Origin of the sequence: Accumulibacter sp. (assembly GCF_031732815.1) — a bacterium.
Taxonomy (GTDB): domain Bacteria; phylum Pseudomonadota; class Gammaproteobacteria; order Burkholderiales; family Rhodocyclaceae; genus Accumulibacter.
Genome location: NZ_JAVMKF010000036.1, coordinates 1,594 through 22,300 on the forward strand (window position 1 = coordinate 1,594; position 20,707 = coordinate 22,300).

Sequence of the window (20,707 nt, forward strand, 5' to 3'; positions counted from 1 at the left end):
AGAGCGGTCGTCCCGCGCGTCGGCGGCGCTGGTCGGAACTGGTGCGCTTGCAACACGAGTCCACCAGAGCTTCGCGCAACGGCCGGCTGAGGCGCTGACCCTTCAGCGCTGATTCGACGACGAAGGCCAAATCGGCGAGGTGGCCACTGAAATCGGCAACGGCGCATCCCTCGCCAAGGGCATGGTCGAGCCCGCCGTCGCTGCGCGCGAGCGCGCGAGGGCTATGCCGGCGGCGAACGCCGCGACGCCGGTGGCCACGACGCGGGCAGCTACCACGCCGCTGGCCTCGACATGCAGAGGGTCGCGTTCGACGCTCGGTACAGGCTCGCTAGCGGTTGGCCGTTGCGCCGGGCGCGCCAGTGCCTGACGGAGCGCCGACGGCAAGGGGTCCGCGCGCCCTCACCTGGCGGCTCGGCATGACGGCTGCGCGCGACCAGAGCCCACGTCAGCACCGACCCGAGCGGCGACAGGACAAGCGAGTTCTCGGATGAGCACGGGCGACGACCACTTTTCGACGGCCCGGGGGCGGCGGGCGAAACGTCGCCCAGTCGGCGCCCCACGCGCCGCGGCGTCAGAGGCGCAACAGGAAAATGTCTGGGCGAATCGACGCGCTTGTCTGCCAGACCCGGCAACACTTGTTCGGTGGAGTTGGCAAGCCGGACCCGCTACGACACGCCGTCTCAGGATGCTGGTCACGCCGATTCACGAAGGCGCACCGAATGGTCTATCGAGTTGGCAGTGACGAACTCGAAATCGCCCAGTTGCGCTTCGATTACCGAGACACGCAAGTGATCGTCGACGCCTCCGCGCAGGCCAGCATACCTTGTCGTCCGAAGCCGGCTCGTTGGCCGGTGCGACTGACACCTCGTGGGCAGACCCCGCGGGTTCTGAAACGTGTGTTGGCGCGCAAGGGGCGGGTCGGCCGTCTCGCTTTCCGGGCCAAGCGCCGAGCTTTCCGCTTTCCCCCTATTCCGCGTTCCGCGCTCCGCGTCGCGTGGCCAGCCGTTGCGCCGCGGTCACCGCGAAAGCGAAAGCTTGACCAGCGCTCAGGCGGCGGCGCGCGCCGGTACTGCTTCGCGGATCGGCAGATTGCTCAAGCCGGCTGCCGTCGCGAGAACGATGTCGGCGTACCACATCCATGAGTAATCGCCGTAACGGGTGAGCGCCAGCCCGCCCAGATACGCGCCGAAGAATCCGCCGATCTGGTGCGAGAGCAGCGTGACGCCGAACAGTGTTCCGAGGTAACGCACGCCAAACAGCTTGCCGACGATCGCCGCCGTCGGTGGCACCGTCGCCAGCCAGGTGAAGCCGAGCCCGGCAGCGAAAATGTAGAAGGTCAGATCGGTTTTCGGCGCCAGCAGGTATATGGCCACCATCAGCGCGCGCGAGCTGTACATCCAGAACAGGACGTACTTGCTGCGGTAGCGGGCAACGCAGGCGCCGGCGTAGAGGCTGCCGGCGATGTTCGACAGGCCGATGATGCCCAGCGACCAACTGGCCACCGACGACGGCAGACCACAAAGGTCGACTTCGCCGGGCAGGTGGGTGACCAGAAAGGCAATGTGGAAGCCACAGGTGAAGAAGCCGAGGTTGAGCAGTTGGTAGCTGCGATCGGCGGTCGCCGTGCAGAGGCTGTGCCACAGCCCGTCGCCGTCCGGCGCGCGCGGGACAGCCGGGTCGACCGGGCGGGCGAGGACGCCGACCAGCGGCAGCGCGGCCAGCGTGATCGCCGCCAGCGACCACAAGGCGCCCATCCAGCCGATGAACTGGATCAGTGCCTGCAGCAGCGGCGCGAAAACGAACTGGCCAAAAGACCCGCCGGCGTTGATCACGCCGGACGCTCCGGCACGTGCTGCGAGCGGCAGGCGCTGACTGGAGGCGCTGAAGAGAACCGAGAAACTGCCGGCGCCCGAACCGATCGCCGAGAGCAGGCCGAGCGAGACGATCAGGCCCCAGGTGCTGCTCATCAGCGGCGTCAGCGCGCTGCCCAGAGCGAGCAGCAACAAGCCGGCGACGAGCACCCGACCCGGTCCCCAGCGGTCAGCCGCGGCACCGGCGAGCGGCTGCACGGCGCCCCAGGTGAACTGGCCGACGGCCATTGCCAGGCTGATCGAGGCGACGCCGAGCCCGGTTGCGGTGTTCAGCGGTGAGAGAAAGAGGCCGAGCGATTGCCTGGCGCCCATGGTGACCATCAGGATTCCCGCCGCCGCGAGCGCGATCGCCCATAGCCCGGGTTGGTTGAGCGAGCGGAACATCTGCACTGGCGGCACCCTTCTGCGAGTTTGCGGAAACGTCGGATTGTAGGTCAGTTTGCCAACCGCGCGACCGATTCCCAGGCACCGGGCGCACGACAGCGAGCAGCGCTCGCCGGGTGGTCCGCGGGCAAGGTTTTCTTGCCCGGGGCTGTCCCGACGTACCGAAGCGCAATACACTGGTCGCTGCTTGCCGGCCGGCGTGCGGCGAGCGCCCGCTGGTCCAGTCGCTCGCCGCCCTGCCCCAACCGGAGAGTTTTTCATGAGCAGTCATGCGTGGATTCTGCTCGGAGTGTTTCTTGCCGTGCTGCTGCCGACCGCCAAACCCCTGGGGATCCACATCGCCAACGTGATGGAAGGCCGCTGCCGCTTCGCTGGCCGCTTCGAGGCGGCGCTCTACCGCGTGTGCGGGATTCGCCCCGCAGAGGAAATGAGCTGGCTGCGTTACGCCAGCGCGCTGCTGCTCTTCAACCTGCTCGGCGTGCTCAGCGTGTATGCCGTGCAGAGGCTGCAGGCGGAGTTGCCGCTCAATCCGCTGGCTTTGCCCGATGTGCGCCCGGATACCGCTTTCAATACGGCCATCAGCTTCGCCACCAACACCAACTGGCAGGCTTACGGTGGCGAAAGCACGCTCAGCCATCTGAGCCAGATGCTCGCTCTGTGCGTGCAGAACTTCCTCTCGGCGGCGACCGGCATCGTCGTCGCGATCGCGCTGATCCGCGGCTTTGCCCGCCAACGCGCGACAACGCTCGGCAACGCCTGGGTCGATCTGACGCGGATCATTCTGTATGTGCTGCTGCCGCTGGCATTCGTCGAGGCGATCTTCCTGAACAGTCAGGGTGTGGTGCAGAATTTCGTCGGCCAGCACGAGGTGACGACGCTGCAAGGCAGCCGTTCTGGCCGGCCGCTCGACCTTGGCCAAACCGCCGAGGCGACGCCGAACACGCCGCCGGACGCCGCCGCCCCTCCGGCGGCCGGCGCGTCAGCTCAGCGACTGGCGATGGGTCCGCTGGCGACGCAGGAAGCGATCAAGCTGCTCGGCAGCAACGGCGGCGGCTTCATGCAGGCCAACTCGGCGCATCCCTACGCAAACCCGACGCCGCTAACCAATTTCGTGCAGATGTTGTCGATCTTTCTGATCCCGGCCGCGCTCTGTCTGACTTTCGGGCGCATGGTCGGCGACCTGCGTCAGGGCTGGACGCTGCTCGCGGCGATGGGACTGATCTTCGTCATCCTGGCGATCGCCGCGATGCACTTCGAAGCGCAGGCAAATCCGCTCCTCACGCGACTCGGCGTCGATCCGGTTGGCGGCAACATGGAGGGTAAGGAGCTGCGTTTCGGCATTGCCGATTCCGCGCTGTTCGCGACGATCAGCACGCTCGCCGCGTGTGGCGCGGTCAACGCGATGCACGACTCGTTCACGCCGCTCGGCGGAATGATCCTGCTGATCGACATGCAGCTTGGCGAAGTCGTTTTCGGCGGCGTCGGCAGCGGCCTCTACGGCATGCTGCTGTTCGCCATTCTGGCCGTCTTCGTCGCCGGCCTGATGATCGGCCGCACGCCGGAATACCTGGGCAAGAAGATCGAGGCGCGCGAAATGTGGTTGAGTTCGATTGCCGTCGTGCTCACTCCGCTGCTCGTCCTCGGCGGAACGGCGATCGCCGTGCTGCTCGCCGCCGGGCGCGCCGGGATTGGCAATCCGGGCGCGCATGGCTTCTCGGAGATCCTCTACGCCTTTACCTCGGCGGCCAACAACAACGGCAGCGCTTTCGCCGGCCTGTCCGCCAACACGCCGTTCTACAACCTGACACTCGCCGCCGTCATGCTGTTCGGCCGCTGCGGCGTGATCGGCCCGGTGCTCGCCATCGCCGGATCGCTCGCCGCCAAGCAGCGCCTCGCCGCCGGTGCCGGCACGCTGCCCACGCAGGGGCCGCTGTTCGTCGCGCTGCTCAGCGCCACGGTGCTCCTCGTCGGCCTGCTCAACTACGTCCCGGCGCTTGCCCTCGGCCCGCTGGCCGAACACCTGCTGCTGCGGGCAGCCGAGTGAAACAGGCAGGAGAAGCGAGTTGCCCCGCCAGACCTTCGCCCTCTTCGACCCGGTACTCGCCGTGCCGGCGATCGCCAGCGCCTTCAGGAAGCTGAATCCGGCGCGACAGTGGCGCAACCCGGTGATGCTGGTCGTCTACCTCGGCAGCCTCCTGACCACCGTCCTTGCCTGGCGCGCCTGGGGCGCAGAAAGCGAGCCGCCGGCCGGTTTCATCGTGGCCATCGCCATCTGGCTGTGGTTCACAGTGCTTTTCGCCAATTTCGCCGAAGCGCTCGCCGAGGGCCGCAGCAAGGCGCAGGCGGCCTCGTTGCGCGCGGTGCACAAGGAGACCTGGGCGAAGAAGCTGCACGAGGCGCGCCATGGTGGCGAGGTGAGCCGCGTACTGGCAAGCGATCTGCGCCAGGGCGATGTCGTCCTGGTCGAGGCGCAGGAGACGATTCCGGCCGATGGCGAGGTGATCGAGGGTATCGCCTCGGTCGACGAATCGGCGATCACCGGCGAATCGGCGCCGGTGATTCGCGAATCGGGCGGCGACTTCTCCTCCGTCACCGGCGGAACCCGCGTACTGTCCGACTGGATCGTCGTCCGGGTGAGCGTCGATCCCGGCGAAACCTTCGTCGACCGGATGATTGCCATGGTGGAAAGCGGCAAGCGGCAGAAGACGCCCAACGAAGTCGCCCTCAATATCCTGCTTGTCGCCTTGACCGTCGTTTTTCTCGGCGTCGTCGTGACGCTGCTCCCTTTCTCGCTGTTCAGCGTCGCCGCTGCCGGCAGCGGCACTCCGGTCAGCCTGACGGTGCTCGTCGCGCTCCTCGTCTGCCTGATTCCGACGACGATCGCCGGCCTGCTCTCGGCCATCGGGGTCGCCGGCATGAGCCGCATGCTGCAGGCCAAGGTCATCGCCACGTCCGGACGCGCGGTGGAAGCCGCGGGCGATGTCGACGTCCTGCTGATGGACAAGACGGGGACGATCACGCTGGGCAACCGGCAGGCCGCCGCCTTCCTGGCCGCCGACGGGGTGCGCGAGGACGAACTCGCCGACGCCGCGCAACTCGCCTCGCTCGCCGACGAAACGCCCGAGGGCCGCAGCATCGTCGTCCTCGCCAAACAGCGCTTCCAGTTGCGTCGGCGCGACATGCAGGCGCTGGACGCGCGCTTGCTACGCTTTTCGGCGCATACCCGGATGAGCGGCGTCGACCTGGGCGATCGCCAGGTGCGCAAGGGTGCGGCCGACGCGATCCGCCAGCACGTCGACCGCCTGGGCGGCAACTTTCCGCAGTCGGTCGCCCGCCAGGTCGACGAGGTCGCGCGGCGCGGCAGCACGCCGCTGGTGGTTGCCGACGGCCGGCGCGTGCTCGGCGTCGTCGAGCTGAAGGACATCATCAAGGGCGGCATCCGGGAGCGCTTCGCACAGTTGCGCAGGATGGGAATCAAGACGGTCATGGTGACCGGCGACAACCGGGTGACGGCGGCCGCGATCGCTGCCGAGGCAGGCGTCGACGACTTTCTCCCGGAAGCCACGCCGGAAGCCAAGCTGGCGCTGATTCGCCAGTATCAGGCCGAAGGCCACCTGGTCGCGATGACCGGCGACGGCGTCAACGACGCGCCGGCACTCGCCCAGGCCGATGTCGCCGTTGCCATGAACAGCGGCACGCAGGCGGCCAAGGAGGCGGGCAACATGGTCGATCTCGATTCCAATCCGACCAAGCTGATCGAGGTCGTCGAGACCGGCAAGCAGATGCTGATGACGCGCGGCGCGCTGACCACTTTCAGCCTGGCCAACGACATCGCCAAGTACTTTGCCATCGTTCCCGCTACGCTCGTCACCACCTGCCCGCAGCTCGCTGCGCTCAACGTCATGCGTCTGAGCAGTCCGGCCTCGGCAATCCTGTCGGCGGTGATTTTCAATGCCCTGATCATCGTCTGTCTGATTCCGCTCGCGCTGCAGGGCGTCGCTTACCGCCCGCTCGGCGCCGCGCAGATGTTGCGCCGCAACCTGGCGATCTACGGTCTGGGCGGCGTCGTCGTCCCGTTCATCGGCATCAAGCTGATCGACCTGGTGCTGACGCTGTGCGGACTGACTTGAGGAGAACGCAGGTGAGCGGCTTGCTGCGTCCGGCGATCAGCCTGTTCATCGGGCTCAGCGTGCTTACCGGCATCGCCTATCCGCTTGCAGTTGCCGGCATCGGGCGGCTGCTGTTTGCCGAAGAGACCGCCGGCAGCCTGCTCGTCGTTGACCGGAGGAGCGTGGGTTCGCGCCTGATCGGACAACACTTCACCGATCCGGCGTATTTCTGGGGCCGCCCTTCGGCGACACCAACCCGGCCCTATGACGCCGCGGCCTCCGGCGGTTCCAATCTCGGCCCGCTCAATCCGGCGCTGAGCGAAGCGGTCAGGCAGCGCATCGCGGCCCTGCAGGCGGCCGATCCCGGCAAGCTGCAGCGCATCCCGGTCGATCTGGTGACCGCTTCGGCGAGCGGCCTCGACCCGCACATCAGCCCGCAGGCGGCGGCCTATCAGGTGGAGCGCGTCGCCCGTCAGCGCCGCCTGCCGCCGGCCCAGGTCAGCGCGCTGGTCGCCGCGCACACCGAGGGCCGGCAATGGGGCGTTTTCGGCGAGCCGCGGGTCAATGTTCTGCTGCTCAACATCGCTCTCGACGCGCTGCCTTGAACGACCAGGCGTCCAGCCGATGCTGGCGCCCCCGGCTAAACACGCTGACGAGGGCTTGCCGAGGTCGTCAAAATGGCGCTACATACGCGTTGTCGACAAGCTGAACGGGGTTGAACCATGCTGATCAACTGTACTGCCTATCAGAACGGCGTTCGCCTGGCCGAGATCCCGGTCGCCGCGATCAGCGATTACCTCGCGCGGCCCGATTGCCTCGTCTGGGTTGCCTTGTGCGATGCAACGCCGGGAGAAATGGCGGCGATGCAGGAGGAGTTCGCGCTGCACGAACTGGCCGTCGAGGACGCGCATCACGGCCATCAGCGGCCGAAGATCGAGGAGTACGGCGACTCGGTTTTCGCCGTGATGCATCTGCTCGGTGAGCAGCAAGGTGAGGTGGCCGTCGGCGAAATCAATGTCTTCGTCGGCCGCAACTACGTCCTCTCGGTGCGCAACCGTAGCACGCACGACTTTTCCGGCGTGCGCGAACGTTGCGAGCGCGAGCCGCACCTGCTTCGGCAGGGCTCGGGATTCATCCTTTACGCCTTGATGGATGCCGTCGTCGACCAGTATTTCCCGATCATCGATCAACTCGAATCGGCGCTGGAAGACATCGAGGAGCAGATCTTTGCCAAGGGCGCCGCACGCAGCAACGTCAAACGACTGTACGAACTGAAGCGCCAGACACGCTTTCTGAAGCACGCCGTCGAGCCGATGATCGAGGCGACCGGCCGCCTCTGCGGTGGCCTAGCGCCGGAGATTTGCAGCCGCAGCCGAGACTACTTCCGCGACGTGTACGACCATCTGGCGCGGATCAACGCGGCCGTCGATACGATCCGGGAGACGATCGCCACCGCCATCCAGGTCAACCTGTCGATGGTGACGATCGAGGAAAGCGAGGTAAACAAGAAGCTCGCTGCCTGGGCCGGCATCTTCGCGATGGCGGCCGCGTTTGCCGGCATCTGGGGAATGAATTTCAAGGCGATGCCGGAACTGCAATGGGAGTACGGCTACCCGATGGCGCTGTCGGTGATCGCGGCAACCTGCGTCGTGCTCTATCTTCGCTTCCGCCGTGCCGGCTGGTTGTGACGCGCGATGACTGCCGACCAGCGCCCCGACCCGGATCGACTGCTTGACCGGGTACACGCCGAGGAAGCACGCGCCCGGCGGGGCAAACTGAAGATCTTCTTCGGCGCCTCGGCCGGCGTCGGCAAGACCTGCGCCATGCTCGGCGAAGCCCGCCAACAGGCGGCAAAAGGCGTCGATGTGGTGATCGGCAGCGTCGAGACGCATGGCCGGGCGGAAACGCAGCGCATGGCCGACGGCCTGCCGGCGCTGCCCGCGCGCGAGCTCGTGCATCGCCACCGCGTGCTCCGCGAGTTCGATCTGGACGGCGCGCTGAAACGCCGGCCGGAGCTGATTCTGATGGATGAACTGGCGCACTCGAACGTCGCCGGCTCGCGCCATGCGAAGCGCTGGCAGGATATCGACGAGCTGCTGGCGGCGGGGATCGATGTCTATTCGACAGTGAATGTTCAGCACCTGGAGAGTCTGAACGACGTGATCAGCGGGATTACCGGCATCCGGGTCTGGGAGACGGTCCCCGACAAGGTCTTCGATTCGGCCGACGAAGTGGTTCTCGTCGACCTGCCGCCGGACGAGTTGCTGCAGCGCCTGCAGGCCGGCAAGGTATATCTGCCCCATCAGGCAGAACGGGCGATCCGCAACTTCTTCCGCAAGGGCAACCTGATCGCGCTGCGCGAGCTGGCGCTGCGCCGTACGGCAGACCGGGTGGACGACGAAATGCTGCAGTACCGGCGCGAGCAAGCGGTTGCGCCGGTCTGGCAGACGCGCGACTCGCTGCTCGCCTGCGTCGGCACCGGTGGCGCGGGCGAACGCATCGTGCGCACCACCGCACGCATCGCCAGCCGCCTGGAAGCGCCCTGGCACGCCGTCTACGTCGAAACGCCGGCGTTGCAGCGCCTTTCCGACAGCGAGCGTCACCGCGTCCTCCGCCTGCTCAAGCTGGCCGAGGAACTGGGCGCGTCGACCGCCGTGCTGGCCGGCAGCGAGGCGGCCGCCGCGGTGGTCGACTATGCCCGCACGCACAACCTGGCGAAGATCGTCGTCGGTCGTGCTCCGGCTCGCCGCTGGCGCCCACCGTATCGCTCGTTGGCCGAGCGCCTCGGACAAGCGGCGCCCGAGGTGGATATCATCCAGGTCGCCGGCAGTACTGCCGAGAACGCACGGCGCCGCGCTGCCACCGAGGATCGCCAGCGTCGGCCCAGTGCGCGCGACGAATGGCCGTCGTACGCTCAAGCGGCGGCGATCTGCGCTCTGAGCGGCGTGGCGGGCGCGCTGCTGCTGCCACTCGCCGGCCTGCCAGGCAGCGGACTCGTTCTGCTGCTCGGCGTCGTCCTCGTCGGCACCCGCGAAGGACACGGACCCGCCCTTCTCGCCGCCCTTCTCGCCGCCGCGCTGCTTGCCCTGTTCGTCGGCCGAGCGCCCCCTGTCCTCGCCAGTGGCGATCTGCCCTACGCGGTGAGCTTTGCCGTGATGCTCGTGGTTGGCCTGATCGCCGGCCAGTTCACGGCCAATTCGCGTTATCAGGCGAAGGTCGCGACGCGCCGCGAGCGGCGCATTCGTGCGCTCTACCAGATGTCGCGCGACCTTTCGGCCGCGCTGCTGCCAGAAGACATCGCCAGCATCGGCGAGCGTTTCATCGTCGCCGAGTTCGGCGCCCGGGCGGCCTTCCTGCTCACCGACGACAAGGACCGTCTGCAGGCAGCACGACCCACGGCCGAGGGTCTGCCGGCACTCGACATGGGGATCGCCCAGTGGGCGCTCGAGCACCAGGAGGCGGCCGGGCCGGGCAGCCATACGCTGGTCGGCAGTCCGCTGCTCTACCTGCCACTGAAGGCGCCAATGCGCGTGCGCGGCGTGCTCGCGCTGGAAGTGACGGACGCCGACCGCCTGCTCATCCCGGAACAGCGGCGCCTGCTCGACACTTTTGCCTCACTGATCGCGATTGCCCTGGAGCGCGTTCACTACGTCGCCATCGCGCAGGCAACGACCGTGCAGGTGGAATCCGAACGCCTGCGCAACTCGCTACTGGCGGCGATTTCAAACGACCTCCGCACGCCGCTTGGCGTCCTCGTCGACCTCGCCGAGGCAATCGCGCGCAGCCCACCGCCGCCAGCCGACGAGCAGGCCAGGATCGCGCGCGCGCTGCAGGAGGAGGTGCTGCGGATCAGCCGCCAGGTCAACAATCTGCTAGAAATGTCCCGCCTGCAATCCGGCGCAGTACAACTGAACCGGCAATGGCTGCCGCTCGACAAAGTGGTCAACGGCGCTCTGCACACCTTGCAGCGGGCCCTGGCCGAGCACCGGACCAAGGTCGTGCTCGACGACCACCTGCCGCTGGTTGACGTCGATCCCGTGCTGCTCGAACGAGTGGTCTACAACCTGCTGGAAAACACGGTGAAATTCACGCCGGCCGGCAGTTCGGTCGAAGTCGGCGCGCAGGTCGGCGAGGCGAGCATCGCCGTCTGGGTGGCGGACAACGGACCGGGCCTGCCGCAAGGCCGTGAGGAGATCATCTTCAAGAAGTTCGAACGCGGCCGGCCGGCTGACGCCAGCCCTGGGGTCGGCCTGGGACTGGCCATCTGCCGGGCCATCGTCGACGCGCACGGTGGAGAAATACGCGCCGAGAACCGCCCGAACGGCGGCGCCCGTTTCATCTTCACCTTGCCCAGAGGCAATCCGTCAGCGCCGACAGCCACCACCTCTGAACGGCCGCGCCAGACGTCATCCGGCTGACGCCGCGGCCATGCCGTCGTCGGGCGCTTCGCACAGCGCGAGAATCTCGCTGAAGCGATAGTTATCGGCAAGCCCTTTCAGACCGGCAGCGATCTCGGCATCGAGGCTGTGAATTTCCTCGATCACCGCTTCCATCTCGCGCACGTCGAGTTCGGTCGCTGCCGCGCGCAACGCCTGGCGCAGAGACTCCGGCAGCGACCTGAACCGCACGGCAGGAACTTGCGCTTCCGGCTCCGCCAGCGCATCGCCAGCCCCGGCAAGGCGGTAGTGCAGACCGAGCAGGCACCCGAGCGTCGCGAAGATGTCTTGCGCGCGAGCCGGTCGGCAGAGAATGGCGTCGCAGCCGGAAGCCAGAAGGGCAGCTCGCTGCTCTTTGAAGTCGCCCGCGATGAGCGCGACGATCTTCACCGTCGCACCGCCGGGCAGCGTGCGAATCTGCCGGGTCAGCGCGCATGCGTCGTTGGCCGGCAAGCGTACGTGGACCAGGATGAGGTCAGGCTGCCAGGATTGGAACTGGCTGAGCGCCTCTGCGTCATTCGCCGCTGCGCTGACGGCAAAATCGGCCTGCGTCAGCAGACCGGTGGTCAACAAGCGGCTGTCGGAGGCCTCCTGGACGACCAGAATGCGCGGCGTTGGCTGCCCCTCGGCGAGCCCGATCACATCGTGGACGTACCCCGCAACAGGGGCAACCACAGCTTCGGCCGAGGCCAGTTGTACGGGCAGCACGACCCGGAAAACGCTCCCCTGGGCGGGCGTGCTCACCACCCCGATCCGCCCGCCCATCATGCGCACGAACGAACGGCTGAGCGCCAGCCCCAGACCGGCACCGACGCCGTCGGCAAGCTGCCCATGGGTGAAGGGTTCGAAGATCGCCTCCAGCGCTTGGCTGGGAATTCCGCGACCGGTGTCTTCCACCTCCAGATCGAGCCAAAGCTGCTGTTCTTCGCGGCGCGTCCGCGCGCGCAGGATGACACCGCCCTCGCCGGTGAACTTCACCGCATTCCCCAACAGGTTGATCAGGATCTGGCGCAGCTTGCCGGCGTCGGCAACGACGAAACGGGCGGTGTCGCGCGCCATATCCAGGCTGAAGGTGATACCGCGCTTCTCCGCCCGGCTGCGAATCATCTGGCCGATGTCCTCGAGCAAGGCCGGCAGATCGAACGGCTCGCTCAGCACCTCGGTCTTGCCCGCCTCGACTTTCGACAGGTCGAGAATGTCCTCGATCATCGACAAGAGGTGCGCACCGCTCCGATGGATGATGCCCAGTTTCTGCTTCTGATCCTCACTCGCGTTGCGCTCGCGGGCGAGCATTTCGGAAAAGCCAAGAATGGCGTTGAGCGGTGTGCGCAGTTCGTGCGACATGCTGGCGAGGAACATGCTTTTGGCCTGGTTGGCGGCTTCCGCAGAGTCCCGCGAACGCCGCAGCTCGGCCTCCGACGACTTCAACTCGGCTTCCGAGGCACGCAACTCCACTTCCGAGCTACGCAACTCAGCTTCAATGCGCTGCCGCCGGGCAATCTCCTGCGCCAGCTTGCGGTTCCAGTAGAGGAACACGGCGAGAATCAGCACCGCCCCCGCGCTGACCTGCCAGGCCAGCGTGTAGTCGACGCGCGGGACGGCCTTTTGCGGGTCCCACCGGAGCATGATCGCGTTGCGCTCGTCGGGCGTCATCGCGGCGATCCCTTTGTTGATCAGGCTGGCCAGCTCCGGCCAGTCCTTGCGTACCGCCATCGCCTGCGTGTGGTCACCGTAGGCAGTCGGCGCAGCGACGGTCAGGTTGGCGAGGCCCAGCTCCCTGATCAGAAAACTCGCATTCACCAGATTGCCGACATAGGCATCGGCGCGCTCGCTGGAAACGGCACGCAGAGCGTCGGCGGATCGATCGACTTCGATCAGCCTGATCTCGGGATGCTCCCGCTTGAGCTTGCCGGTCATGAAATAGCCCTTCTCCGCGGCGACAGTCTTGCCGCGCAGGCTTTCGAGCCCACTGATGAAGGGACTGTCGCGGCGCGCAAAGATGGCCCAGGGCATGTACAGATAATCTGCGCTGAGGGCAAAGTCCTTTTCTCGTTCGGACGAGCGGTGCATGGTCAGCAACACATCGAAATGGCGGCGCTCCTCCTTGACGTCGCGCATAGACTCGGACCAGCCCACGCTATCCGGCACGAACTCGACGGCAAAGCCAAAGCGTCTGGCGACCGCTTCGAGGTAGTCGACGGCGGCGCCCGCGGGCGTCGGCTGGGTGAACATGTACGGCGGCCAGTCGCTGACCCGCGCGCGCACCGTGTGCCTGGCGTCCAGCCAGCGCTGCTCGGCGTCGGTGAGAACAACCTGGCGCTCGGAACGAATTCCGGCCCGGATCTTGCCAATGTAGCGCTCGGTGATCGCCAGCCGTTCTTCGCTGGGGATCGCAGCCAGCGCCTTGTTGATGATCGCCTGCAACTCCGGCCAATCGTTGCGAATACTGTAGCGCAGGATAATCTCGCTATCCGGCGGAACGACCGCCACGCCGACTTCGGCGACGGTGCGCTCGAGCAACAGGTAGCTGAATTGCGCGTCGCTGACTACGGCGTCGATCTGGTTTCTGAGCAGTGCATCGAGCAGTTCGCCGTTGCTTGCCTTGGCCACCGCAAGCACACTGGGATAGTTGCGCAGCAGCGCTTCCTCAGCCGCATTGCCCGCCTGATAGCCGACCCGCTTGCCCGCCAGCGAGGCCATATCGCGGTAGACGGCCACATCGTTCTTGCGCACAAAAATGTATTTGTAGCCGCGGAACGTCGGGTCGCTGAACAGGAAGTAGGGCTCGCGCTCCTTTTGTCGAGTCGAGTTCAGCAGACCGTCGATCTCCTTGCGCTTGGCGCGCTCGACGATATCCGCCCAGACACCCTGCTCGATCTGCAGGTGGAGGCCGGTAAGGGAATTGATGCGGGCGATGAAATCGGCTTCGATGCCGCTCACGCGACCGTCGGGCTCGGTAATCACATACGGCTTCCAGCTTCGGTCGATGCCCATCACGATCGAAGGATGCGCTTCGATCCAGGCGCGCTCGCTGTCGCTCAGGCGGATCGTCACTTGCGCCAGGCGCCCGTCCATCCCGCGGTAATAGCGGTCCTTGATCTGCAACCGCTCCTCTGCCGAGAGTGCGGCGATGCCCTTGTCGAGCAGGCTGACCAATTCCGGCCAGTCGTTACGGACAGAGAAGACCAGCTCGAGCGGCTGACCCAGGCGAAAAAGCGGCTGGATGCGCGCGGCTTCGCTTCGGCTGAGTTGGTACTCGGTCATGATCGAACCGACAAAGCCGTCCAGATTGCCGGCGAGAACGGCGGAGAAGGCAGCTCGCGAACTGTTCATCGGAACTGCGCGCACGTTCGGGATCGCCTTCAGCGTCTTTTCCTCGAACAGATTGCCCGCCTGGTAGCCAATCCGTTTGCCCGCCAGATGGTCGACCGAACGGATCGTCTGCGCATGGTCTCGGCGCGCGTAGAAATATTTCCAGAGCGTCATGTACGGCCGACTGAAATTGGCGTAAGCGCGGCGCTCGGCATGCACGACCGTGGCGGAAAGGCCATCGACTTGCCGGTTTTTCAGCTTGGTCACCATGCCGGCCCAGCGCCCTGTGACAAACGTAATGCGCGTGCCAAGCATTGCGTTGAGCTGCGCCACGAGGTCACCGTCGATGCCCGAGAAACTGCCGTCGCTCTTCTTGAGAATGAACGGCGCCCAGTCCTGGTCGATGCCGAGCACGATCCGCGGATGCGCCGCGATCCACGCACGTTCTTGTGGGCTAAGCTCGAGCGTGCCGGTCGGCACTGGCGCGGATGCGGATGCGGATGCCGTCGCATGCTGCGCCGCGCTCAGCCCGAAGCAAGTGGCGAGCATGGCGAGCAGCAGGGCGAGCCGGCAGCAAGTCGTCCGAATGGACATCGGTCACCCCCTATCCAGCAAAATACTCGCCAAAACGTAAACGCGCGGCGAAGGCATTACCCACGCTTGCTGAGGAGACCCGGCGCAGAGCAGGCCGCTGCACACCGGCTCCGCCCGGCGTCCAGCCTGCCAAACTGTTCCCTCCTGTGTGCATGCGACAGCAGCTTCCCCCTTTTGCTGGTTCGTGCCTTGCCCGGCAGGCTGTAACGCAGCGCTGCGCAGCATGCACCGGCTATCAGAAGGCTCGACCAGGAGGGAACACTCGCTGCAACGGCAAGCGCCGTCGACCCCGCCCTGCTGCACTGCACCGTAAACGAGCCCTCCCAAACTGATTATCGGCGGTCATCCGCTGTTCTTGAGCCCTGCCAGTTACGCATTCGGCAGGCGCACGGTGACCCGCGAAGTGCGCCCGGCGCTCCCCCTGATCGAGCCGGTGCAGCGCTCGTCGCAGCTTCAGTTGAGATCGATCGCGTGTCGCTTCAGATCGTCCAGGCTGACGATCAGCAGACACGCTTCGTTGCTCGCGTTGAGAACGACGCGCGGCGCCTTGCCGGCACGCAGTGCGTCACGCCAGCGGGTCGCGCAGAGGCACCAGCGATCACCCGGTTTGAGGCCGGGAAACGCGAACTCGGGCCGCGGGGTCGACAGGTCGTTGCCCTGCGCACGCGAAAAAGCGAGGAAATCGGCCGTCGCGACGATGCAGACCGTATGACTGCCGAGGTCTTCGTCGCTGGTGTTGCAGCAGCCGTCGCGAAAGTAGCCGGTCAGCGGCTTCTCGCTGCACGAACCAAGGATACCGCCAAGGACATTGCGCTGCCGGCCGTCATGATCGCTCGGCTTCATGCCAGTTCGTCGATCCAGGCTTGCTGGATCGCCTCGAGAATCTTCTCGCCGCAGCGGCTTTGCTGATCGTCAAAACCCGGTAGAGCGAGCACCCAGTGCATCAGGTCGACGAAGTTGATGCGCATCGGGTCGACCTCTGGATGAGCGTCGACCAGTTCGCTGACGATCTCGTTGATGTCGGTCCATTTCATCGCTTTCCCTCCTTGGCCATGTTGATCGAGTAGCGCGGGATCTCGACGACCAGCGGCGTCTGCCCGACCAGCGCCTGGCACGAGAGGCGTGAGTTCGGTTCGAGACCCCAGGCCTTGTCGAGCAGGTCGTCCTCGACTTCGTCCGACGGCGCGAGCGAGGCAAAGCCCTCACGCACAATGACGTGACACGTTGTGCAGGCGCACGACATCTCGCAGGCATGTTCGATCGCCACGCCGTTTTCGAGCAGATTCTGGCAGATCGACTCGCCCGGCCGGGCGTCGAACAGCGCGCCGTCCGGACAAAGTTCTACGTGCGGCAGGACGATCACTTGCGTCACGCGTTTTCTCCGCTCCTGGCCAGCGCCAAGTCGCTCGCCAGCTCGCTGATGTTTCGTCCGGCGAAAGCCCGTCGGATCGACCTGTCCATTCGCCGGGCGGCAAACTCCTTCGTTTCCGCTTCGAGATCGTCCATCGCCACCACGAGCTGCCGGCGGTTGTCGCCGGCCGCGGCTTTGCGCAGCTCGGCCAGGCCGTGCTCGATGCGCGCGCGTTCCTCGACGGTGAGCAGATCGCCGTCGGCGACGAGCGCCGAACCTACGGCTTCGATCAGTCGCTGCGCCTCGACACGCGCCTCCTGCAAAGCGCGTAGCTGCGCATCGTCCTTCACGTGCGTCAGCGAGTCCTTGAGCATCGCGGCAATCTCGTCGTCCGACAGGCCGTAAGAAGGCTTCACGACAACGCCGGTTTCGATCCCCGAAGCAAGCTCGCGCGCGCTTACCGCGAGCAAACCGTCGGCGTCAACCTGGAAGGTGACGCGTATGCGCGCCGCGCCGGCAACCAGTGGCGGAATGCCGCGCAATTCAAAACGGGCGAGCGAACGACAATCGCCAACCAGTTCGCGTTCGCCTTGTACGACGTGCACGGCGAGTGCCGTCTGTCCGTCGCGAAAGGTGGTGAATTCCTGCGCGCGGGCGGTTGGAATTGTCGAGTTGCGCGGAACGATCTTTTCGACCAGCCCACCCATCGTCTCCAGACCGAGCGAAAGCGGGATGACGTCGAGCAGCAACCAGTCGTCACCGGCGCTGCGGTTGCCGGCGAGCAGATTGGCCTGCATTGCCGCACCCAGCGCGACCACCTTCTCCGGATCGAGATTGTTCAGGGGTTCCTGGCGAAAGAAGTCGCCAACCGCGCGTTGCACCTGCGGCATGCGCGTCGCGCCACCGACCATGACCACGCCCTTGATGTCGCCGACCGTCAGACCGGCGTCGCGCAAGGCTCTCTTGACCGGCTGCAAGGTCTTGGCGAGCAGGGTCCGGGTGATCTCGCTGAAGGTCTCGGTGGTCAACGGCAGATCGACGGTCTCACCGCTGTTCAGCCGCGCGCTGATCGGCGCCACACCGTGGAAGCTGAGGTACTCCTTGGCTTCGCGCGCGCGCGTGAGCAGCATGCGCGCGTCTTCGACCGACAGCGGTGCGAGCTGCGCGCTTTCGAGAATCCAGCAGAAAATGCGCTGGTCGAAATCGTCGCCGCCCAGCGCCGAATCGCCGCCCGTCGCCAGCACCTCGAAAACACCGCGCGCCAGACGCAGGATCGAGATGTCGAATGTGCCGCCGCCGAGGTCGTATACCGCATAGACGCCTTCGGCGCCGTTGTCCAGTCCGTAGGCGATCGCCGCTGCCGTCGGTTCGTTGAGCAGGCGCAGTACGGGCAGACCGGCGAGCTTGGCAGCGTCCTTGGTCGCCTGCCGCTGCGCGTCGTCGAAGTACGCCGGCACGGTGATCACCGCACCGACGAGCGATCCGCCGAGCGCGCTTTCCGCGCGCAGGCGCAGCGTGCGCAGGATTTCTGCCGAGATCTCGACCGGGCTCTTCAAGCCGGCCACGGTCTGCAGGCGCAGCATGCCAGGCGCCTCGTCGAAACGATAAGGCATCTCCTCGCGGTACGCCACGTCCTTGATTCCGCGTCCCATGAAACGCTTTACGGAAACGATCGTATTGCGCGGATCGATCGCTTGCTGCGCTTGCGCCTCGTAGCCGACGGCGCTGCTGCCGTCAGCCAGGTAACGCACGACGGAAGGCAGTAGCGGCCGGCCAAGTTCGTCGTTGAGCACGACGGAGAGGCCGCTGCGTACCGTCGCGACGAGCGAATTGGTCGTGCCGAGATCGATGCCGACTGCCAGCCGATGCCGGTGCGGCGCGGCGGACTCACCGGGTTCCGCTATCTGTAGTAAAGCCATGAATATGAAAAATCCTGAAGGCTGGCGGGAGGGTGCTTGCAGGCCACTGGCGAGGCTCGTCGCACCGCCTACTCGTCACACGCGGCCAGCGCCTCGTCAAGGTCGACGAGCAGTTTCTCGATGAACATCAGCCGCCGCACGCGGTCGGCCGCCTCGACGAAATCGCAGCGCTCGTCGAACAGATCGCCGAGTTCGTCATAACGCCCGGACAGCTCGCGCTGCAGGCGGTGATGCATATGTTCGAGCTCGTGATGGTCGCCCACGGCGCGCGCTTCGGCCACCGCTTCACGCCATTCGAGTTGCTCGATCAGGAAATCCGCCGGCATCAGCGTGTTGTTCTCGTCGGCAACATCGTGTCCAGCGAGATGCAGCAAATACTTCGCCCGCGCCAAAGGCTTCTTCAGCGTCTGATAGGCTTCATTGACGCGCGTCGACCACTGCATCGCCAAGCGTCGGGCGGAGTCATCGGCGGCGGCAAAGCGATCCGGGTGAACTTCGGCCTGCAGGTCGACATACGCCTTGTCGAGTTGCGCCGCCGCCAAACGGAAGCGGCGCGGCAGGGCAAACAAGGCGAAGAAATCGGTCGTCAGCTCGAGTGACTCACGCCCCGACATGAAGCGACTGGCAGCGGCCGCTGGCATCGCCCGATCAACCGTAACACGCTGAGCAGATCAGACGGCTGACGCGCTCAGACATTGAAGCTCTCGCCACAGCCACAGGCATCCTTGACGTTCGGGTTGTTGAAGCGGAAACCCTCGTTGAGCCCTTCGCGCGTGTAGTCGAGCTCGGTCCCGTCGAGGTAGGGCAAACTCTTCGCATCAACCAGCAGACGGACACCGTGCGACTCGAACTCGATGTCATCCGGCTGGGCGGCATCGGCGAACTCGAGCTTGTACGCCATCCCGGAACAACCGCTGGTCCGCACACCGAGCCGCAGGCCTATCCCCTTGCCGCGCTTCTTCATGTACTTGGCAACGTGGCTTGCTGCCCGTTCAGAAAGCGTCACTGCCATAAAAACTCCTTGCTCACATTCATCTGCAGAAACTCGCTCAGCCTGCCGCAGCTTCGCCGTGCCGCTTCCGGTAATCGGCAACGGCTGCCTTGATCGCGTCCTCGGCGAGAATCGAACAGTGAATCTTCACCGGCGGCAGCGCCAGTTCGTCGGCGATCTGCGTGTTCTTGATGTCGAGCGCCTGGTCGATCGTCTTCCCTTTCACCCACTCGGTGACCAGCGAAGACGAGGCAATCGCCGAACCACAACCGTAGGTCTTGAACTTGGCGTCTTCGATGACGCCGCCCTTGCCAACCTTGATTTGCAGCTTCATCACGTCGCCACACGCCGGTGCGCCAACCATGCCGGTCGCCACCCCTTCGTCGTCCTTGGCAAACGAGCCGACGTTGCGCGGATTCTCGTAGTGATCGAGCACTTTCACACTGTAGGCCATGCTGTATCTCCTTCAATCGACGGGCGGCATCAGTGCGCCGCCCATTGCACCGTATTCAGGTCAATGCCTTCCTGCACCATCTCCCACAACGGCGAGAGTTCGCGCAGCTTGCCGATTTTGGCGTGTAGCAAGCTGATCGCATAATCCACTTCTTCTTCGGTGGTGAAGCGGCCGAGTGTGAAGCGGATCGAACTGTGCGCCAGTTCGTCCTCGCGACCGAGCGCGCGCAGGACGTAGGACGGCTCGAGCGAGGCCGAAGTGCACGCCGAGCCCGAGGAGACGGCCAAATCCTTGACCGCCATCAGCAGCGACTCGCCTTCGACGTAGGCGAAACTGAGGTTGAGGTTGTGCGGCACGCGCTGTTCGAGGTCGCCATTGACATAGACGTGCTCGATGTCCGACAGACCCGCCAGCAGGCGGTCACGCAACATGCGGATGCGCTCGTTCTCGCTGCCCATTTCCAGCCGCGCCAAGCGGAAAGCCTCGCCCATGCCGACGATCTGGTGCGTCGGCAGCGTGCCCGAACGAAAACCGCGTTCGTGCCCACCGCCGTGCATCTGCGCCGCCAGACGAACGCGCGGCTTGCGCCGCACGTAGAGCGCGCCTATCCCCTTCGGTCCATAGGTCTTGTGCGCCGAGAAACTCATCAGATCGACTTTCAACTGCGCCAGATCGATCGGCAGCTTGCCTGTCGCCTGCGCCGCATCGACATGCAGGAGGATTCCGCGCGCGCGGCAGATCTCGCCGATCTCGGCGATCGGCTGGATGACGCCGATCTCGTTATTGACGAACATGACCGATACCAGAATGGTGTCCGGCCGCAGTGCCGCGGTCAAGGCGGCGAGGTCGAGCAGGCCGTTGTCCTGGACATCGAGATAGGTAACGCTGAACCCCTGTCGCTCGAGCTCGCGGCAGGTATCGAGCACCGCCTTGTGCTCGGTCTTCAGTGTCACGATGTGCTTGCCCTTGCCGGCGTAGAACTGCGCCGCACCCTTCAACGCCAGATTGTTCGATTCTGTCGCGCCGGATGTCCAGACGATCTCCTTGGCGTCGGCGTTGACCAGCCGGGCGACCTCTTCGCGCGCCGTTTCGACTGCCGCTTCCGCTTCCCAGCCAAAGGAATGCGAGCGCGACGCCGGATTGCCGAATTTCTCGACCAGATAGGGCACCATCTGGGCAGCAACCCGCGGGTCCACCGGCGTCGTCGCCGAGTAGTCGAGATAGATGGGCAGTCTCAGCATGGCTCGTTCCCCGCTGCAAGCTCGTCTTGCCTGTGTGTCATGGCT

At 65.6% G+C, this 20,707-nt stretch carries 15 protein-coding genes and 1 pseudogene; 6 read left to right on the forward strand and 10 right to left on the reverse strand.

Annotated features, from left to right (window positions below; genetic code table 11):
• Nucleotides 1-584: 584 nt before the first annotated feature.
• A pseudogene (locus tag RKP46_RS03090) lies at nt 585-1,142 on the forward strand (Txe/YoeB family addiction module toxin); the annotation flags it as partial.
• Here RKP46_RS03090 and RKP46_RS03095 read toward each other — a convergent pair.
• Entirely contained in the window at nt 1,047-2,255 is a 1,209-nt protein-coding gene (locus tag RKP46_RS03095; RefSeq protein ID WP_300327994.1) for an MFS transporter, read from the reverse strand. The pseudogene RKP46_RS03090 and the gene RKP46_RS03095 overlap by 96 nt on opposite strands.
• A gap of 259 nt (nt 2,256-2,514) precedes the next feature.
• On the opposite strand from RKP46_RS03095, the gene kdpA reads away from it, so the two are divergent.
• From kdpA to RKP46_RS03120, 5 genes are all read left to right on the forward strand, one after another.
• A complete protein-coding gene (gene kdpA / locus RKP46_RS03100; protein ID WP_311105266.1) occupies nt 2,515-4,299 on the forward strand; it encodes a potassium-transporting ATPase subunit KdpA in 1,785 nt (594 codons plus the stop codon).
• Between the two features lie 19 nt (nt 4,300-4,318).
• A complete protein-coding gene (gene kdpB, locus RKP46_RS03105) occupies nt 4,319-6,385 on the forward strand; it encodes a potassium-transporting ATPase subunit KdpB (RefSeq protein ID WP_311105267.1) in 2,067 nt (688 codons plus the stop codon).
• Nucleotides 6,386-6,396: 11 nt separating this feature from the next.
• Nucleotides 6,397-6,969, forward strand: coding sequence for a potassium-transporting ATPase subunit KdpC (kdpC, locus tag RKP46_RS03110; RefSeq protein WP_311105268.1), 573 nt, complete (start codon nt 6,397-6,399; stop codon nt 6,967-6,969).
• 117 nt (nt 6,970-7,086) lie between these two features.
• A complete protein-coding gene (gene corA, locus RKP46_RS03115; protein WP_311105269.1) occupies nt 7,087-8,052 on the forward strand; it encodes a magnesium/cobalt transporter CorA in 966 nt (321 codons plus the stop codon).
• A gap of 6 nt (nt 8,053-8,058) precedes the next feature.
• The gene (locus tag RKP46_RS03120) at nt 8,059-10,782 is read left to right on the forward strand and encodes an ATP-binding protein (protein WP_311105270.1); all 2,724 of its coding nucleotides are present in this window, start codon (nt 8,059-8,061) and stop codon (nt 10,780-10,782) included.
• Here RKP46_RS03120 and RKP46_RS03125 read toward each other — a convergent pair.
• The 9 genes from RKP46_RS03125 to RKP46_RS03165 all read right to left on the reverse strand — a co-directional run bounded on the left by RKP46_RS03125 (nt 10,771) and on the right by RKP46_RS03165 (nt 20,662).
• Entirely contained in the window at nt 10,771-14,706 is a 3,936-nt protein-coding gene (locus tag RKP46_RS03125) for a transporter substrate-binding domain-containing protein (protein ID WP_311105271.1), read from the reverse strand. The two genes, RKP46_RS03120 and RKP46_RS03125, sit on opposite strands and share 12 nt — an antisense overlap.
• Before the next feature lie 453 nt (nt 14,707-15,159).
• Nucleotides 15,160-15,549, reverse strand: a complete 390-nt coding sequence (locus RKP46_RS03130; RefSeq protein ID WP_311105272.1) for a DUF2237 domain-containing protein — start codon at nt 15,547-15,549, stop codon at nt 15,160-15,162.
• Nucleotides 15,546-15,740, reverse strand: coding sequence for a Fe-S cluster assembly protein IscX (iscX, locus tag RKP46_RS03135; protein ID WP_311105273.1), 195 nt, complete (start codon nt 15,738-15,740; stop codon nt 15,546-15,548). The genes RKP46_RS03130 and iscX overlap by 4 nt, the downstream gene beginning before the upstream one ends.
• Nucleotides 15,737-16,078, reverse strand: a complete 342-nt coding sequence (fdx, locus tag RKP46_RS03140) for an ISC system 2Fe-2S type ferredoxin (protein ID WP_311105274.1) — start codon at nt 16,076-16,078, stop codon at nt 15,737-15,739. Before fdx ends, iscX begins: the two co-directional genes overlap by 4 nt.
• Nucleotides 16,075-17,976, reverse strand: a complete 1,902-nt coding sequence (gene hscA / locus RKP46_RS03145) for a Fe-S protein assembly chaperone HscA (RefSeq protein ID WP_311105275.1) — start codon at nt 17,974-17,976, stop codon at nt 16,075-16,077. Before hscA ends, fdx begins: the two co-directional genes overlap by 4 nt.
• A 68-nt stretch (nt 17,977-18,044) precedes the next feature.
• Nucleotides 18,045-18,617 carry a Fe-S protein assembly co-chaperone HscB gene (hscB, locus tag RKP46_RS03150; RefSeq protein WP_311105276.1) on the reverse strand — a complete coding sequence of 191 codons (573 nt, stop codon included), beginning with the start codon at nt 18,615-18,617 and terminating at the stop codon, nt 18,045-18,047.
• A 47-nt stretch (nt 18,618-18,664) separates the two neighbouring features.
• Complete coding sequence (gene iscA, locus RKP46_RS03155) at nt 18,665-18,988, reverse strand: iron-sulfur cluster assembly protein IscA (protein ID WP_300332445.1); 324 nt, start codon at nt 18,986-18,988, stop codon at nt 18,665-18,667.
• Between the two features lie 37 nt (nt 18,989-19,025).
• The gene (gene iscU / locus RKP46_RS03160) at nt 19,026-19,421 is read right to left on the reverse strand and encodes a Fe-S cluster assembly scaffold IscU (RefSeq protein ID WP_311105277.1); all 396 of its coding nucleotides are present in this window, start codon (nt 19,419-19,421) and stop codon (nt 19,026-19,028) included.
• Between the two features lie 29 nt (nt 19,422-19,450).
• Nucleotides 19,451-20,662, reverse strand: a complete 1,212-nt coding sequence (locus tag RKP46_RS03165; protein WP_311105278.1) for an IscS subfamily cysteine desulfurase — start codon at nt 20,660-20,662, stop codon at nt 19,451-19,453.
• Nucleotides 20,663-20,707 lie beyond the last annotated feature (45 nt).

Coding starts and splice junctions, on each gene's coding strand:
- RKP46_RS03095 (WP_300327994.1), bottom strand. CDS start 2,255: ATGTTCCGCTCGCTCAACCAACCCGGGCTATGGGCGATCGCGCTCGCG.
- kdpA (WP_311105266.1), top strand. CDS start 2,515: ATGAGCAGTCATGCGTGGATTCTGCTCGGAGTGTTTCTTGCCGTGCTG.
- corA (WP_311105269.1), top strand. CDS start 7,087: ATGCTGATCAACTGTACTGCCTATCAGAACGGCGTTCGCCTGGCCGAG.
- RKP46_RS03120 (WP_311105270.1), top strand. CDS start 8,059: ATGACTGCCGACCAGCGCCCCGACCCGGATCGACTGCTTGACCGGGTA.
- RKP46_RS03125 (WP_311105271.1), bottom strand. CDS start 14,706: ATGTCCATTCGGACGACTTGCTGCCGGCTCGCCCTGCTGCTCGCCATG.
- RKP46_RS03130 (WP_311105272.1), bottom strand. CDS start 15,549: ATGAAGCCGAGCGATCATGACGGCCGGCAGCGCAATGTCCTTGGCGGT.
- iscX (WP_311105273.1), bottom strand. CDS start 15,740: ATGAAATGGACCGACATCAACGAGATCGTCAGCGAACTGGTCGACGCT.
- hscA (WP_311105275.1), bottom strand. CDS start 17,976: ATGGCTTTACTACAGATAGCGGAACCCGGTGAGTCCGCCGCGCCGCAC.
- hscB (WP_311105276.1), bottom strand. CDS start 18,617: ATGCCAGCGGCCGCTGCCAGTCGCTTCATGTCGGGGCGTGAGTCACTC.
- iscA (WP_300332445.1), bottom strand. CDS start 18,988: ATGGCAGTGACGCTTTCTGAACGGGCAGCAAGCCACGTTGCCAAGTAC.
- iscU (WP_311105277.1), bottom strand. CDS start 19,421: ATGGCCTACAGTGTGAAAGTGCTCGATCACTACGAGAATCCGCGCAAC.
- RKP46_RS03165 (WP_311105278.1), bottom strand. CDS start 20,662: ATGCTGAGACTGCCCATCTATCTCGACTACTCGGCGACGACGCCGGTG.